Consider the following 15,418-nt stretch of genomic DNA (forward strand, 5'->3'; position numbering starts at 1 on the left):
TTCTTAGAGCTTCGCGACTGAAGAGGACAGCGCATGACGAATCAGGGCACCAATCTCGACCCGTGGTACTCCCACTACGCCGATCGCACGGCGGGACTCGCCGCGTCGGAGGTCCGAGCCCTCTTCGCGGTCGCCTCCCGCCCCGAGGTGGTTTCGCTCGCCGGCGGCATGCCGTTCGTCTCCGCGCTGCCGCAGGATCTCATCGCGGGCGCCTTCGAGCGCACGATGCGCGACTTCGGCCCCATGGCGCTCCAGTACGGATCGGGTCAGGGGATGCCCGCCCTCCGCGAGCACATCCTCGATGTGATGGCGCTCGAGGGAATCCGTGGCAGCGTTGACGACGTCGTGGTGACGACCGGCTCGCAGCACGCCCTCGAGCTGGTCACGAAGCTCTTCATCAACCCCGGCGACGTCGTCATCGCGGAGGCTCCGAGCTACGTCACCGCCCTCACGGTCTTCAAGTCGTACCAGGCAACGGTGAGCCACGTCGTGATCGACGAGTTCGGGCTCGTCCCCGAGGCGCTGGAGGAGCGCATCCTCGCCCTCAAGGCGGAGGGGCGCACGATCAAGTTCCTGTACACGGTGCCGACCTTCGGCAACCCCTCGGGCGTGACGATGTCCTGGGAGCGCCGGGTGCGCGTGCTCGAGATCTGCCGGGCTCACGGCATCCTCGTCCTCGAGGACAACCCGTACGGACTGCTGTACTTCGACCAGCCTGCGCCGCACGCGATGCGGTCGGTCGAGGAGGACGGGGTCATCTACCTCGGGACGTTCTCCAAGACCCTCGCTCCCGGATTCCGACTGGGATGGGCGCTCGCCCCCCACGCTATCCGAGAGAAACTCATCTTGGCGAATGAGGCCGCCGTGCTCTCGCCCAGCTCCTTCACGCAGGGCCTCGTGAGCGAGTATCTCTCCGCCGCCGACTGGCGTGGCCAGATCGACACCTTCCGCGGCGTCTACCGCGAGCGGCGGGATGCCATGCTCACCGCCCTCGACGACTACCTCCCCGACCTCTCCTGGACCAACCCCAACGGTGGGTTCTACGTGTGGGTCACCCTGCCCGAGAACCTCGACTCGAAGTCGATGCTCCCGCGCGCGGTCAAGGAACTCGTCGCGTACACGCCCGGCACCGCCTTCTTCGCGGATGGCTCGGGGCGCACGGCACTCCGGCTGTCGTTCTGCTACCCCACGCCGGAGTTCATCCGCGAGGGCATCCGCCGCCTCTCCACCGTCGTCAACGGGGAGCTCGAGCTCCTCAGCACCTTCTCCCAGACCGGGCCGCTCGAGACCGTGCGCCCCACGGAGAAGATCATCAGCCCGCCCGCCAACCTCGGCTAAGGACCCATGGCCTCTCCGCGCATCCTCGTACTCGCCGGCGGCATCTCCCACGAACGGGATGTCTCGCTGCGCTCCGGCCGCCGTGTGGCGGACAGCCTTCTCGAACACGGCATCGACGTCGAGCTGCGGGACCCGGATGCGACGCTCCTGCACTACCTGCGCGAGAGCCGCCCGGACGTCGTGTGGCCCGCGCTCCACGGCGCCAGCGGCGAAGACGGCGCGCTCCGCGGCCTCCTGGACTTCATCGGCGTTCCGTACGTGGGGTCGCGAGCCGAGGCATCCCGACTGGCCTGGGACAAGCCGACCGCCAAGACAGTGGTCGGCCGCGCGGGGGTGCGCACTCCCGCCTCGATCACGCTTCCTCGAGACGCATTCCGCGAACTCGGGGCGAACGGCATCCTCGAGGAGATCGCCGACGAGTTCTCCGGCCCGCTCGTCGTCAAGCCCGCGCAGGGCGGCTCCGCACAGGGCGTGACGATGGTGGATGACCGTTCCCTGCTGCCTCGCGCGATGGTCGATGCGTACACCTACTGCGACGTTGCACTCATCGAGCAGAAGATCACGGGGACGGAGATCGCCGTGGGTGTCATCGACAGCGGCGCCGGGCCCGTGGCCCTGCCCGCGGTCGAGATCGAGCCGCTCTCGGGCGTGTACAGCTTCGAGGCGCGGTACAACGCGGGGGAGACCCGGTTCTACGTTCCCGCGCGCATCTCCGAGGAGGTCGCCGCTCGAGCCGCCGAGACCGCCCTCACCGCGCACACGGCCCTGGGGCTGCGTCACCTGTCGCGGGTCGACCTCATCGTCGACGGAGCCGGCACGCCGTGGTTCCTCGAGGCGAACGTGCTGCCGGGCCTCACCGAGACATCCATCCTGCCCCAGGCGCTGGAGGCCGCGGGCCACGACCTCGGGTGGGTGTACTCCGCGTTGGCCGAAGCGGCGATCGCCGAGGCGCACGGGTAGCACCCGCTCGCTTCGAGAACCTCAGCGGGCGCCGTTCCCCGGGAACACCCGCGTTACTTCTTCGAGAACCCCGGCTGCCCGAGCTCGCCGAGAATGCGGTTCAGGTCCGCGACCGTCGCGAACTCGATCACGATCTGACCCTTGCTCGAGCCGAGACTCACCTTCACCCGGGTGTCGAGGCGGTCGCCGAGCTGCTCCGCGATCTCGTCGAGCTGGCCCTGGCGCTTGCCGGCGACCGGCTTGGCGGGCTTCGCCGACTTGCCGGATCCCTGACCTGCCGCGACCTCGGCCGCGCGCACCGATAGGTCCTCGTTGACGATCTTGTCGGCGAGCTTCTCCATGGCCGCCGCATCGCCCGCGGACAGGATGGCTCGGGCGTGGCCCGCGCTGAGCACTCCTGCCGCGACGCGCTTCTGCACCCCGGCGGGGAGCTTCAACAGGCGGAGGGTGTTCGTGATCTGCGGGCGCGACCGGCCGATGCGCTCAGCCAGTTGCTCCTGAGTGATCCCGAAGTCGGCAAGGAGCTGCTGGTAGGCAGACGCCTCTTCGAGCGGGTTGAGGTTCGCGCGGTGGAGGTTCTCGAGCAGGGCATCCCGCAGCATGTCCTCGTCGGCCGTGTTCTTGATGACCGCGGGGATGCTCGAGAGGCCGAGTGCCTTCGTCGCGCGCAGTCGACGCTCGCCCATGATGAGCTCGTACTGCGGACCGCCGTCCTGGGCCCCGGCGAGGGGGCGCACGACGATGGGCTGGAGGACACCGATCTCGCGGATGGAGACGATGAGCTCGTCGAGCTCTTCCTGACGGAACTCCGTGCGCGGCTGCACCGCGTTGGGCACGATGTCGGCCGGATCGAGGTTGGCGAGGCGCGCGCCGGGTACCGCGAGAAGAGCGGTCTTGTCCGCGGCGCCGCCGGGGAAGAACACGTCGACCGGCCGCTGCGTGCTCGAGTCGTCGCCGGCGGGGATGAGGGCGCCGATTCCCCGACCGAGTCCGGTTCGTTTGGGTGCGGCCATTACTGCGGGGCTCCTCGTCGTGCGATCTCGGCGGCCGCCTCGAGGTAGGAGAGGGAGCCGGGGGAGTTGGCGTCGTAGCTGATGACGCTCTGCCCGTAGCTCGGCGCCTCGGAGATGCGCACGGAGCGCGGGATGACCGTGTCGAGAACCTGCTCGGGGAAGTGGTCGCGCACATCCTGCACCACCTGGTTGGCGAGGTTGGTGCGGGAGTCGTACATCGTCAGAAGGATCGTGGAGACCGAGAGCCGCGGGTTGAGGTGCCGCTCGATCAGCTGGATGTTGTTGAGCAGCTGGCTCAGTCCCTCGAGCGCGTAGTACTCGCACTGGATCGGGATGAGGACCTCCTGAGCCGCCACGAACGCGTTGATCGTGAGGAGCCCGAGAGACGGCGGGCAGTCGATGAAGACGTAGTGGAACGGGTCGGGCGACTCGCTGAGGAAGGACTCGAGCGCGGTACGCAGCCGCTGCTCGCGGGCCACGAGGGACACGAGCTCGATCTCGGCGCCCGCGAGGTGGATGGTGGCGGGAACGCAGTACAAGTCGTCGAACTCGGGGCTCTTCTGAACCACGGCGGCCATCGGCTCGTCGTTGATGATGACGTCGTAGACGCTCACGGTCTCCGAACGGTGCTCCACGCCGAGGGCGGTCGATGCGTTGCCCTGCGGATCCAGATCGATCACCAGGACTCGTGCGCCGGCCCGCGCGAGGGCCGCGGCGAGGTTCACCGTAGTGGTGGTCTTGCCCACGCCGCCCTTCTGGTTGGCGACGGTGAAGACACGCGTGCGATCGGGGAGGGGGAGCTTCTCGGACGCGAGGGCCTGGCGCCGACGGGTGATCTCGGCGAGCTCCCGCGCGAGCGGCGTCGAGGCGTCGAACGTCGTGGTGGAATCGGCGTTGCCGCCGTCGGCTTGAGTCACAGAAAACCTTTGGGGTGCCGGGGCAGTGCGGCCCTCGGGGAGTCGGTCGTACGGTCAGTCCACTGTAGCCCGAAACACCCGGGTCAGCTCCGGGGTTATCCCCTCGCCGAGGACGACGACCTCGACGTTCGACAAGTGCGCCTTCCGGATGGCTTTCTGCGCCGCCTCGATCTCGTCGTGCACGCGTTCACCCTTCATGAAGAGGAGCTCGCCGCCCGAGCGAACGAGCGGGATCGTGAGAGGGATGAGCTTGCTCAGCGCGGTGACGGCACGCGCTGTGATCTGGTCGAGAGGAGCATCCAGGCGAGCTTCCTCCGCGCGGGCCCGGACCACGGTGACGTTGTCCAGGCCGAGCTCTGCGGACTCGTGTGTCAACCACTCGGTGCGGCGCTCCATCGGCTCGATGAGAACGAGGTGAGCATCCGGCCGAGCGATCGCGAGGACGAGCCCCGGCAGGCCGGCTCCGCTCCCGACATCCCCGACTCGCCCAGAGGGCAGCAGGGGAGCGGGCAGCGCACAGTTGACGATGTGCCGCGTCCAGAGCCGCGGAAGCTCGAGAGGACCGATGAGTCCGAGCTCCTCGCCGCGACGGGCGAGGTCGGACGTGTAGGCCCGGGCCAGGTCGATTCGGTCGCCGAAGAGGGATGCGGCGATCTCGGGTTCAGGCTCTAACGCATCGATCACCGCTCTATCGTTCCATGCTCGACGAGCGGGCGAATGTTTCACGTGAAACATCGCAGGGGAGAGGAGCGCGCTCCAAAAGCCCAGGCGGGAGAGAGACGGATATTGCTCCCGTGCTCGTTGTCGCTCTCGCGTGGTCGGTCTGTGTCGGATGTTTCACGTGAAACATCGGCGGCGACGGGGTGTCCGCTTCGATCGTCAGCACGCCGCGATGGGCAGGGTCATGGCGCGCGGTCGCCGGGGCTCCCGACGAGAGCACCGCCGGCGGCACCGATGTTTCACGTGAAACATCGAAGGCCCCGGCCAGCCGAAGCTGTACCGGGGCCTTCTGGAAACATCCGCCCTAGCGGGTGATTACCGTGTGCCGGTCCTTGCCCTCGCCCTCGGACTCCGACGTGAACCCGCGCTCGGACACGATGTCGTGCACGAGTTTGCGCTCGTACGAGGACATCGGGGGAAGTGCGGCCGACGCTGCACCGGCTTCGATGCGCTCGACCGCGCGATCGACGAGCGCTGCCAATTCGGCGGCGCGGGCATCCCGCGAGCCACCGATGTCGAGAATGAGGCGCGAGAACGAACCGGTCTTCGTCTGGACCGCGATGCGGGTGAGCTCCTGCAAGGCGCCCACGGTGTCCGGCTTGGACAGAACACGAAGACTGTCGCTCTCGCTCGAGGTCACGGAAAGGTACGCGCGCCCACCGCGAGCGTCGATCTCGATGTCGCCATCCAGGTCGGCGATGTCGAGGAGCTCCTCGATGTAGTCCGCGGCGATGTCGCCCTCTTCCTCGAGCTGGCTCGTGGTGGGTGCGTCCTCGGTGGACTCGGTCTCGGGCAGGACTGCCTCGGTCGTGGGGGTGTCGGTCACGTCGCTCACTTCTTGTTCTGCTTCTTGGCTCGGTTCTTGCTCAGGGGCTGTTGGCGCTGCACGTTCTTGGGCTCCTCCACGACGACCGTGCCGCCCGTCTTGTCCTCCTCGACGATGCCCTTGCGCTGGTTGCGCTTGGCGAGTCGCGCCTCGCGTGCGAGGGCCGCCTCGCTCCCCGGAGTCGGCATGTTGCGGATGACGAGGAACTGCTGACCCATCGTCCAGAAGTTCGACACCAGCCAGTACGTCATGACGCCGAGCGGGAAGGTGAAGCCGGAGAAGGCGAACACGAGCGGCAGCAGGTAGAGCAGGATGCGCTGCTGGCGGTACATCGGGCTGGCCTTCATCTCGGCCGACTGGTTCTTCGACATGATCTGCAGCTGCGTGATGAACTGCGACGCGGTCATGAGCACGACCATGACGGCCGCGATGATGATGACCGTCGCGTTGCCGTCGGCCGTGCTGATCGCCAGACGGAGGGGAGCACCGAGGATCTCAGCGTTGGCGAACTGCGACGACAGCTGCTCGTTCAGCAGACCCACGCCCACCTTGCTGTGCTGAGCATCGTTGAGCACCGAGAAGAGGCCGAAGAAGATCGGCATCTGCAGGAGCAGGGGAAGGCACGAGCTCAGCGGGTTCGTGCCGGTCTTGCGGTAGAGCTCCATCGTCTCGCGGGACATGGCCTCTCGCGAGAACTGGTCCTTCTTGCCCTTGTACTTGTCCTGGATCTTCTTGAGCTGCGGCGCGACCTCGAGCATCCGTCGCTGGCTCTTGATCTGCCGGACGAAGATCGGGATGAGGGCGGCGCGCACGACGAGCACGAGGCCGACGATGGACAGCACCCAGGTGATGCCCGCCGCGGGGTCGAGGCCGACCGACGTCAGCAGCGTGTGGAACGCCACGAGGATCGCTTCGATCACCCACTTGATGGGCCACAGCAGTGTGCCGAAGAAGGACAGGATATCCATGGTGCGAGTTAGCCCTTTCCGTGGCTGGACGCGACGACGAAGCCGGATCGTGTGACCCGGTAGCGGTCATGGGTTCGAGCGGGAACGTCGTCGACGCCCCCTTCGGCCCAGGGGTGGCACCGCGCGATGCGGCGGGTTCCGAGCCAGACCCCGCGCACGACACCGTGCTGCTGGATGGCTTGAAGCGTGTAGTGGGAACACGACGGGTAGTAGCGGCACACGTCGCCGTAGAGCGGCGAGATGACCGCGCGGTAGACGGTGAGGATCGCCACGCAGACGTTGCGGGGGAGAAGCACGACGAAGGCGAGCGCGCGCGTCATGATCTCCTCACCACCGAGCCGAGCCCGTCGGCTACTTCTGAGTGAAGGGTAGCCCAGGCCGCATCGGCGGATGCTGGCAATGCTCTGATGACCACGTCGGTGCCGTCGGGAACGGTATCGAGGATGTCCCGGCACACCGCTCGCAGTCGGCGACGCACCGTGTTCCGCACGACGGCTCCGCCCACCGCTTTCGTGACGATGAAACCAAAACGGCTGGGACGAGACTCGCTCGTCACCAGCACGTGAATGGTCGTGTGCGGAGTGCTCACCCGTCGGCCCTTGCGCACGGCAGTGCGGAAGTCACCGGGTCTCACGACCCGATTGGCCTGGGCGAGCACCGGTCGCGCTACGCGGAGAGTTCGGAGCGGCCCTTGCGGCGGCGGGCGGCGAGGATGGCGCGGCCGGCGCGGGTACGCATGCGAAGGCGGAAACCGTGCACCTTGGCGCGACGGCGGTTGTTCGGCTGGAAGGTTCTCTTGCTCATAGTCGTATCTCCAAAGCCCGACTGCGAGGCCGGAAGAAGGGAAGGCCGTGCGACGGCCGGAAGTCAACTGATTAAAAGTACGGGGTTAATCCGGCGCGGTCAAACTATCCCCGGCATTATCCACATCGGGATAACTGGGGTTGGTAACGACATGCTGTGGACAACTAAGGTAAATGCCAGCCGTTCGGCAGGCCAGAGGCCTTAAAACTCGGGGCAATCGCAGCCCCTGCTCGGTGGATAACCGTGTGAATAACAACAGCTAGGGATGTGGACTTCACCATGGCGGATGCTCCGGACTCGACTCACGAGATCTGGCAGTCGGTGCTCTCGCGCCTCACCGCCGACGAACGCATCACCCCGCAGCTGCTCGGATTCATCTCCCTCGTGGAGCCCAAGGGGGTCATGGCGGGCACCCTCTACCTCGAGGTACCGAACGAGCTCACCCGCGGGATGCTGGAGCAGCGCATCCGCCTTCCCCTTCTCAACGCGATCTCCGGATTGAGCGACGACGAAGAGGTATCGAACTTCGCCATCGTCGTGAACCCCGACATCCAGCCCGACGTACTCGAACAGCCGCAGGATGCTCCCGAGCAGCAGCAGTACATCGAGCCGGCGATCACCGCCGACACCGTGAGCGCGGGCCGCCGCGGCGACTCGCGCCTCAACCCGAAGTACAGCTTCGACAACTTCGTCATCGGCGGCTCGAACCGCTTCGCCCACGCCGCCGCCGTCGCCGTCGCCGAGGCGCCGGCCAAGGCGTACAACCCGTTGTTCATCTACGGCGAGTCCGGCCTCGGCAAGACCCACCTCCTGCACGCGATCGGCCACTACGCCGAGAGCCTCTATCCGGGCATCCGGGTCCGCTATGTGAGCTCCGAGGAGTTCACGAACGACTTCATCAACTCGATCGCGAACAACCGCGCATCCGTGTTCCAGTCCCGCTATCGCGAGATCGACATCCTGCTGATCGACGACATCCAGTTCCTCCAGGGCAAGGACTCGACGCAGGAGGCCTTCTTCCACACGTTCAACACGCTCCACGACCACAACAAGCAGGTGGTCATCACGAGCGACCTGCCCCCGAAGCACCTCACCGGCTTCGAGGACCGCATGCGCTCCCGCTTCGAGTGGGGACTCATCACCGACGTGCAGGCGCCCGACCTGGAGACCCGTATCGCGATCCTCCGCAAGAAGGCGCAGAGCGAGAAGCTCCAGGTCTCGCCAGAGATCCTCGAGTACATGGCCTCGAAGGTCTCGTCGAACATCCGGGAACTCGAGGGCACGCTCATCCGCGTCACCGCGTTCGCCAACCTCAACCGTCAGCCCGTCGATCTCGCTCTCGTGCAGACGGTGCTGAAGGACCTCATCACGCTCGACGATGACAACGTGATCGCGCCGGTCGACATCATCAATCACACGGCGGAGTACTTCAAGCTCACGGTCGACGACCTGTACGGCTCGTCCCGGTCGCAGGCCGTCGCGACAGCCCGGCAGATCGCAATGTACCTCTGCCGTGAGATGACGAACCTGTCCCTGCCGAAGATCGGCCAGCTGTTCGGCAACCGCGACCACACGACGGTGATGTACGCGAACAAGAAGATCACGGAGCTGATGAAGGAGCGCCGCTCGATCTACAACCAGGTCACCGAGCTCACGAGTCGAATCAAGCAGAACAACCGCCCGTAGTTTTCACACTGTGGACAACGTGTGAGTAACTGTGGAGACACGCCACGGCGGCTGTTGATGAAAATCCGCTTCCTGTGGAAATCGAATCGACTTCACTCTCAGCGGCTCGATTTGTCCTCATCGGATGCCACCAGCCGCTCACAACTCACAACGGTGTAGTTTCCAGTTCCCGCGCCGCCTCCGCGGGGTTACTCACAATCTCCACAACGGTTAAGAATGTTGTCCTTTAAATTTCACAGAGATCCAGGGGATAACCCTGAGGGGTCCGCGCCCGGACGGCCTGTGCCAGTATTAACGCCCAGACCACACATCGGGTGAAGGGGTGCTTCGTGAAGTTCCAGGTCAATCGCGACGTCTTCAGCGAGGCCGTCTCGTTCGCCGTCAAGCTCCTTCCCCAGCGCACGACCCTGCCGATCCTCAGCGGTGTGCTCATCGAGGCCGGCGACCAAGGGTTGACCCTGTCGTCCTTCGACTACGAGGTCTCGGCGCGAACCCAGATCGCTGCCCAGGTCGACGAGGCCGGAACCGTGCTCGTCTCGGGTCGACTGCTCGCCGACATCGCGAGCCGACTCCCCAACGCGCCGGTCACCTTCACGACCGACGAGGGCCGCATCGTCGTCAGCTGCGGCTCCGCGAACTTCACCCTCCTGAGCATGCCGGTCGAGGAGTACCCGACTCTTCCGGAGGTGTCCGAGAACGCGGGCGTCGTCAAGGCCGAGGACTTCGCCGCAGCGATCGCTCAGGTCGCGGTCGCCGCCTCGCGCGACGACGTCACCCCCGTCATCACCGGTGTGCAGCTCGAGGTCTCGGAGAACAACATCTCCCTCGTCGCCACCGACCGCTACCGCGTCGCGGTGCGCGAGATCGAGTGGGATGCCGCGACCTCCGGCATCGACCAGGCCACGGCCCTCGTTCCGGCGCGCACCCTCACCGAGATCGGCAAGACGTTCGGCCACTCGGGCACGATCTCGGTCGCGATCACCAACACCGACGACCGCGAGCTCATCGCGTTCCACGCGGACAACAAGACCGTCACGTCGCTCCTCATCAAGGGCAACTTCCCGCCGGTGAAGCGACTCTTCCCCGAAACCGTCGACAACTACGCCGTGCTCAACACCGCCGAGCTCATCGAGTCGGTGCGCCGCGTGTCGCTCGTGCTCGAGCGCGAGGCGGCGCTGCGATTCAGCTTCAGCCTCGAGGGGCTCACGCTCGAGGCGATCGGCTCCGAGCAGGCGCAGGCATCCGAGTCGATCGACGCGTTCCTCACCGGATCCGACACGGTCGTCTCGCTCAAGCCGCAGTTCCTGCTCGACGGCTTGAGCTCGGTCCACTCGGAGTTCGTGCGGATCTCCTTCACGAAGACCGAGAACCCCAACAAGCCGGGACCGGTTCTCATCACGAGCCAGTCGTCGAAGGACCAGCCCGGCGCCGACAACTACAAGTACCTCCTGCAGCCCAACCTGCTGCTGCGCTGACGCGCGACCGGGCATCCACCACCACCGCAAGGAGCGCCACCACCATGCACCTCGGCATCATCGGTCTCGGCAAGATGGGCAACAACATGCGTGCCCGCCTCCGCGAGAAGGGACTGACGGTCACGGGCTACGACCCGAACCCGGATGTCACGGACGTGGCATCCCTCGCCGACCTCGCCGCCGCCCTTCCCGCTCCCCGCGTGGTCTGGGTGATGGTGCCGTCGGGCAAGATCACCGACGACGTGATCCACAACGTCGCGGAGGTGCTGAGCCCCGGCGACCTCGTGATCGACGGCGGCAACAGCCGGTTCACGGATGACGCCGTGCACGCCGAGTTCCTCGCGACGAAGGGCATCAAGTTCGTCGATGTCGGAGTCTCCGGCGGCATCTGGGGTCTCAAGAACGGCTACGGCCTGATGGCCGGTGGCGACGCGGCCGACGTCGAGCTCGCCATGCCGATCTTCGATGCGCTGCGTCCGGAGGGTCCGCGCGAGGAGGGCTTCGTGCACGCGGGGCCCACGGGCGCCGGCCACTATGTGAAGATGGTTCATAACGGTATCGAGTACGCGCTCATGCAGGCGTGGGCCGAAGGGTACGAGCTCCTCGAGAGCCGGAGCGACCTCGTGCACGACGTCACCGGCTCGTTCAAGGCGTGGCAGCGCGGAACCGTCGTGCGCTCGTGGCTCCTCGACCTGCTCGTGAAGGCGCTCGAGGAGGACCCGGACTTCGAGAAGATCGCCGGCTATGTCGAGGACTCGGGCGAAGGCCGGTGGACCGTGCACGACGCGCTCGACCGCGCGGTTCCGGTGCCGACGATCAGCGCCGCGATCTTCGCGCGATTCGTCTCGCGCCAGAAGGACTCTCCCGCGATGAAGGCCGTTGCCGCGCTGCGCAACCAGTTTGGTGGGCACGCCGTCCGCCAGAGCTGACGTGCCGTGATCGTCACGCACCTCACCCTCTCGGACTTCCGCAACTACCGCTCGCTCGACATCGACCTCGCGCCGGGGTCCAACTTGTTCGTCGGCAGCAACGGCCAGGGCAAGACCAACCTCGTCGAATCGCTCGGGTACCTGAGCACCCTCGGCTCGCACCGGGTGTCGAGCGATCAGGCGATGATCCGGCAGGGCCAGGACTCGGCGATCATCCGCGCGCGACTCGCCTTCGGCGAGCGGGAGATCCTGGCCGAGGTGCAGCTGAACCGGGCATCCGCGAACCGCGCGCAAGTGAACCGGGTCGCGATCAAGACCCGAGAGCTTCCGCGCTACTTCTCGAGCGTCATCTTCGCTCCCGAAGATCTCGCGCTCGTGCGCGGTGAGCCTTCGGGGCGTCGGCGGTTCCTCGATGAGCTCCTCGTACTGCGCGCTCCGCGGATGAGCGGCGTTCTCGCCGACTACGAGCGCGTGCTCAAGCAGCGCAACACGCTGCTGAAGTCGGCACGGGCATCCGGCGTCCGCGAATCGCAACTGAGCACGCTCGATATCTGGGATGACCGGCTCGTCTCGCTCGGCACGGAACTCATCGTCGCCCGAAGTGCCCTCGTCGCCGAGCTCGCTCCCGAGGTCGCGTCGGCCTACGAGGCGGTCGCCGGCCAGGACCACTCGGCCGCCCTGTCGACCTACCTGAGCATCCTCGCGAGCTCGGCCGGTTCCGATGACGACGAGCAGGATGCCGCGGCCACCGCCACCGGCGCGATCGCTCAGGATTTCGTTGCCGATGCCTTCCGCGCCGCTCTCGCCCGATTGCGTCGCACCGAACTCGACCGGGGACTGACGCTCGTGGGTCCCCACCGCGACGACCTCGTGCTCTCGCTCAACGGCATGCCGGCGCGGGGCTACGCGAGTCACGGCGAGTCGTGGTCGTTCGCGCTCGCGCTCAAGCTCGCGTCGGCGGTGGTGCTGAGGCGCGAGTCATCCGTCGGCGATCCCGTGCTCGTGCTCGATGACGTGTTCGCCGAGCTCGACGAGTCCCGGCGCGGCCGCCTCGCGGCGGCCGTCGGGGACTTCGAGCAGGTGCTCATCACCGCTGCCGTGTTCGACGATGTGCCCGAGGAGCTCGCGGCCCACGTCGTGCGGATCCGGGCGGGGGAGGTGATCGAGGATGCCGGATAGCGAGGAGCCGGAGCACGTCGGGGTGTACCTCCGGTTGCGCGAGGTCTTCGGCAATCCCGCGGACCGATCGGCGGCCGCGCGCAAGCGCCGCGTGCGGGTGGAGGGCACGAGCGTGCCGTTCGGGGAGGGGCGCGACCCGCTCGGCCTCGGCGACGTGATCGACGGTCTCGCGAACCGGATGGGGTGGACGTCGCCGCTCGCGCGCTCCGAGCTCATCTCGTCGTGGGCGGAGATCGTGGGCGCGGAGACGGCGGAGCACTCGGAGCCGGTGAGTGCGGAGGACGGCATCCTCACCGTCCGCTGCGATTCGACGGCGTGGGCGACTCAGCTGCGGCTGATGCGGTCGCAAGTCACGACGACGATCGCGGCGAGGTACCCCGAAGCGGGCATCACCACGGTGAACTTCACAGGACCGAACGCCCCGAGCTGGAAACGCGGTCCCAAGTCCGTTCCAGGCCGCGGCCCACGCGATACCTACGGCTAGGAAGGCAAATCTGGTCACACAGGCCGAGATCGCTCCCCACAGGGGCGTCTAGCCCCTGATTGGGGCCACCGCCCTGATAGAATTGACGAGTCGTCGGGAGCACCTCCGCTCGGGAGTCATCCGCCCCGAATGACGCGCACCACCACCACCGGCAGGAGTTACGAAACTTCATGACTGACACGTCCCCCGAGTACGGCGCAGACCAGATCCAGATCCTCGAGGGCCTAGAGGCGGTGCGCAAGCGGCCCGGAATGTACATCGGCTCCACCGGCCCCCGCGGACTCCACCACCTCGTCTACGAGGTCGTCGACAACTCGGTCGACGAGGCGCTCGCCGGGTTCTGCGACACGATCAGCGTGACGCTGCGCCGGGATGGCGGAGTGCGCGTCGTCGACAACGGCCGAGGCATCCCGGTCGGACTGAACAAGCAGGAGAACAAGTCCACCGTCGAGGTCGTCATGACGATCCTGCACGCGGGCGGCAAGTTCGGCGGCGGCGGGTACGCGGTCTCCGGTGGACTCCACGGCGTCGGTATCTCCGTCGTCAATGCCCTCTCGCGCGAGGTCGACACCGAGGTGCGCCGCGAGGGATACGTCTGGCGGATGAGCTTCGAGAACGGTGTTCCGCGCGCCCCGCTCGAGCGCGGCGAGGAGTCGAGCGAGACCGGCACGAGCCAGACCTTCTGGCCGAACGCCGACATCTTCGAGACCGTCGAGTTCGACTTCGAGACGCTGCGCGCGCGGTTCCAGCAGATGGCGTTCCTCAACAAGGGGCTGCGCATCACCCTTACGGACGAGCGCGGCGAGGAGGAGGTCGTCGAGAGCTACCTCTACGAGCGCGGCCTCGTCGACTACGTCGAATACCTCAACAAGACCAAGAAGAACGACCTCATCCACGACGAGGTCATCGCCTTCGAGTCGGAGGATGCCGAGCGCAAGATCTCGCTCGAGGTCGCGATGCAGTGGACCACGGGCTACACCGAGTCGGTGCACACCTACGCGAACACGATCAACACGCACGAGGGCGGCACCCACGAGGAGGGCTTCCGGGCTGCGCTGACGACACTCGTCAACAAGTACGCGCGCGAGAAGAGCATCCTCAAGGAGAAGGACGAGAACCTCTCCGGCGACGACGTCCGCGAAGGCCTCACCGCGGTGATCTCGGTGAAGCTCGGCGAGCCGCAGTTCGAGGGCCAGACCAAGACGAAGCTCGGCAACACCGAGGCGAAGGCGTTCGTGCAGCGCGTCGCCGGCCAGCAGCTCGGCGATTGGTTCGACCGCAACCCCACGCAAGCGCGCGATGTCGTGCGCAAGGCGATCCAGGCATCCCAGGCCCGAATCGCCGCCCGCAAGGCGCGCGAGCAGACCCGCCGCAAGGGGCTCCTCGAGTCGGGCGGCATGCCCGGCAAGCTACGCGACTGCTCGAGCAAGGACCCGTCGCTCTCGGAGATCTTCCTCGTCGAGGGCGACTCGGCCGGCGGTTCTGCGGTGCAGGGACGCAACCCGGAGTTCCAGGCGATCCTCCCGCTGCGCGGCAAGATCCTCAACGTCGAGAAGGCGCGGCTCGACCGCGCGCTCGCCAACAACGAGGTGCAGTCGATGATCACCGCGTTCGGCGCCGGAATCGGCGAGGACTTCGATCCCGACAAGGCGAGGTACCACAAGATCGTGCTCATGGCCGATGCCGACGTCGACGGCCAGCACATCACGACGCTGCTGCTCACGCTGCTGTTCCGCTATATGCGCCCGCTCATCGAGCGCGGCTACGTGTACCTCGCGCAGCCGCCGCTCTACCGGTTGAAGTGGACCAACGCCGATCACCAGTTCGTCTACTCCGACAAGGAGCGGGATGCCCTGCTCGCCGACGGCCTGGCCGCAGGCAAGCGCATCCCGAAGGAGAACGGCATCCAGCGCTACAAGGGACTCGGCGAGATGGACTACTCCGAGCTGTGGGAGACCACGATGGATCCCGCCACCCGCACCCTGCTCCAGGTGACGCTGGATGACGCGGCCGCGGCCGACGAGACCTTCTCGACCCTCATGGGCGAGGACGTCGAGTCCCGCCGCGCGTTCATCCAGAAGAACGCCAAAGACATCCGCTTCCTCGACATCTAAGGCAG

General features: G+C 66.7%; 16 protein-coding genes. 8 read left to right on the forward strand and 8 right to left on the reverse strand.

Going from position 1 to position 15,418, the window contains the following annotated elements; translation table 11 throughout:
* Positions 1 to 33 precede the first annotated feature (33 nt).
* Both Q5716_RS13090 and Q5716_RS13095 read left to right on the forward strand, forming a co-directional pair.
* Positions 34 to 1,338 carry an aminotransferase-like domain-containing protein gene (locus tag Q5716_RS13090; RefSeq protein WP_305003596.1) on the forward strand — a complete coding sequence of 435 codons (1,305 nt, stop codon included), beginning with the start codon at positions 34 to 36 and terminating at the stop codon, positions 1,336 to 1,338.
* Positions 1,339 to 1,344: 6 nt separating this feature from the next.
* Entirely contained in the window at positions 1,345 to 2,298 is a 954-nt protein-coding gene (locus tag Q5716_RS13095) for a D-alanine--D-alanine ligase family protein (protein ID WP_305003597.1), read from the forward strand.
* Between the two features lie 53 nt (positions 2,299 to 2,351).
* On the opposite strand, the gene Q5716_RS13100 is transcribed toward Q5716_RS13095, so the two are convergent.
* From Q5716_RS13100 to rpmH, 8 genes are all read right to left on the reverse strand, one after another.
* Positions 2,352 to 3,311 (reverse strand): ParB/RepB/Spo0J family partition protein, encoded by a 960-nt coding sequence (locus Q5716_RS13100; protein WP_305003598.1) that lies wholly within the window; start codon positions 3,309 to 3,311, stop codon positions 2,352 to 2,354.
* Positions 3,311 to 4,228, reverse strand: a complete 918-nt coding sequence (locus Q5716_RS13105; RefSeq protein WP_305003599.1) for a ParA family protein — start codon at positions 4,226 to 4,228, stop codon at positions 3,311 to 3,313. Before Q5716_RS13105 ends, Q5716_RS13100 begins: the two co-directional genes overlap by 1 nt.
* Before the next feature lie 54 nt (positions 4,229 to 4,282).
* A complete protein-coding gene (rsmG, locus tag Q5716_RS13110) occupies positions 4,283 to 4,909 on the reverse strand; it encodes a 16S rRNA (guanine(527)-N(7))-methyltransferase RsmG (RefSeq protein ID WP_305003637.1) in 627 nt (208 codons plus the stop codon).
* 343 nt (positions 4,910 to 5,252) lie between these two features.
* Complete coding sequence (locus Q5716_RS13115; RefSeq protein WP_434056617.1) at positions 5,253 to 5,783, reverse strand: Jag family protein; 531 nt, start codon at positions 5,781 to 5,783, stop codon at positions 5,253 to 5,255.
* The gene (yidC, locus tag Q5716_RS13120) at positions 5,780 to 6,733 is read right to left on the reverse strand and encodes a membrane protein insertase YidC (protein WP_434056618.1); all 954 of its coding nucleotides are present in this window, start codon (positions 6,731 to 6,733) and stop codon (positions 5,780 to 5,782) included. Before yidC ends, Q5716_RS13115 begins: the two co-directional genes overlap by 4 nt.
* Before the next feature lie 17 nt (positions 6,734 to 6,750).
* Positions 6,751 to 7,062, reverse strand: a complete 312-nt coding sequence (gene yidD / locus Q5716_RS13125; protein WP_305003601.1) for a membrane protein insertion efficiency factor YidD — start codon at positions 7,060 to 7,062, stop codon at positions 6,751 to 6,753.
* Positions 7,059 to 7,400 (reverse strand): ribonuclease P protein component, encoded by a 342-nt coding sequence (gene rnpA / locus Q5716_RS13130; RefSeq protein WP_305003602.1) that lies wholly within the window; start codon positions 7,398 to 7,400, stop codon positions 7,059 to 7,061. The genes yidD and rnpA overlap by 4 nt, the downstream gene beginning before the upstream one ends.
* An 8-nt stretch (positions 7,401 to 7,408) precedes the next feature.
* Positions 7,409 to 7,546, reverse strand: a complete 138-nt coding sequence (gene rpmH, locus Q5716_RS13135; protein ID WP_096382907.1) for a 50S ribosomal protein L34 — start codon at positions 7,544 to 7,546, stop codon at positions 7,409 to 7,411.
* Positions 7,547 to 7,825: 279 nt separating this feature from the next.
* Between rpmH and dnaA the strand changes: the two genes are divergently transcribed.
* From dnaA to gyrB, 6 genes are all read left to right on the forward strand, one after another.
* A complete protein-coding gene (gene dnaA / locus Q5716_RS13140) occupies positions 7,826 to 9,232 on the forward strand; it encodes a chromosomal replication initiator protein DnaA (RefSeq protein WP_305003603.1) in 1,407 nt (468 codons plus the stop codon).
* A 329-nt stretch (positions 9,233 to 9,561) separates the two neighbouring features.
* Positions 9,562 to 10,707: a DNA polymerase III subunit beta gene (gene dnaN, locus Q5716_RS13145; RefSeq protein ID WP_305003604.1), complete on the forward strand. Its 1,146-nt coding sequence runs from the start codon at positions 9,562 to 9,564 to the stop codon at positions 10,705 to 10,707.
* Entirely contained in the window at positions 10,704 to 11,636 is a 933-nt protein-coding gene (gene gnd / locus Q5716_RS13150) for a phosphogluconate dehydrogenase (NAD(+)-dependent, decarboxylating) (RefSeq protein ID WP_305003639.1), read from the forward strand. The genes dnaN and gnd overlap by 4 nt, the downstream gene beginning before the upstream one ends.
* Before the next feature lie 6 nt (positions 11,637 to 11,642).
* Complete coding sequence (gene recF, locus Q5716_RS13155; protein ID WP_305003605.1) at positions 11,643 to 12,815, forward strand: DNA replication/repair protein RecF; 1,173 nt, start codon at positions 11,643 to 11,645, stop codon at positions 12,813 to 12,815.
* A complete protein-coding gene (locus Q5716_RS13160) occupies positions 12,805 to 13,299 on the forward strand; it encodes a DciA family protein (protein WP_305003606.1) in 495 nt (164 codons plus the stop codon). The genes recF and Q5716_RS13160 overlap by 11 nt, the downstream gene beginning before the upstream one ends.
* 170 nt (positions 13,300 to 13,469) lie before the next feature.
* Positions 13,470 to 15,413, forward strand: coding sequence for a DNA topoisomerase (ATP-hydrolyzing) subunit B (gyrB, locus tag Q5716_RS13165; RefSeq protein ID WP_305003607.1), 1,944 nt, complete (start codon positions 13,470 to 13,472; stop codon positions 15,411 to 15,413).
* The last annotated feature ends 5 nt before the right edge of the window (positions 15,414 to 15,418 follow it).

Source organism: Antiquaquibacter soli (assembly GCF_030580675.1).
GTDB lineage: Bacteria > Actinomycetota > Actinomycetes > Actinomycetales > Microbacteriaceae > Rhodoglobus > Rhodoglobus soli.

Coding starts and splice junctions, on each gene's coding strand:
- Q5716_RS13090 (WP_305003596.1), top strand. CDS start 34: ATGACGAATCAGGGCACCAATCTCGACCCGTGGTACTCCCACTACGCC.
- gyrB (WP_305003607.1), top strand. CDS start 13,470: ATGACTGACACGTCCCCCGAGTACGGCGCAGACCAGATCCAGATCCTC.
- dnaA (WP_305003603.1), top strand. CDS start 7,826: ATGGCGGATGCTCCGGACTCGACTCACGAGATCTGGCAGTCGGTGCTC.
- Q5716_RS13100 (WP_305003598.1), bottom strand. CDS start 3,311: ATGGCCGCACCCAAACGAACCGGACTCGGTCGGGGAATCGGCGCCCTC.
- yidD (WP_305003601.1), bottom strand. CDS start 7,062: ATGACGCGCGCGCTCGCCTTCGTCGTGCTTCTCCCCCGCAACGTCTGC.
- Q5716_RS13160 (WP_305003606.1), top strand. CDS start 12,805: ATGCCGGATAGCGAGGAGCCGGAGCACGTCGGGGTGTACCTCCGGTTG.
- rpmH (WP_096382907.1), bottom strand. CDS start 7,546: ATGAGCAAGAGAACCTTCCAGCCGAACAACCGCCGTCGCGCCAAGGTG.
- Q5716_RS13095 (WP_305003597.1), top strand. CDS start 1,345: ATGGCCTCTCCGCGCATCCTCGTACTCGCCGGCGGCATCTCCCACGAA.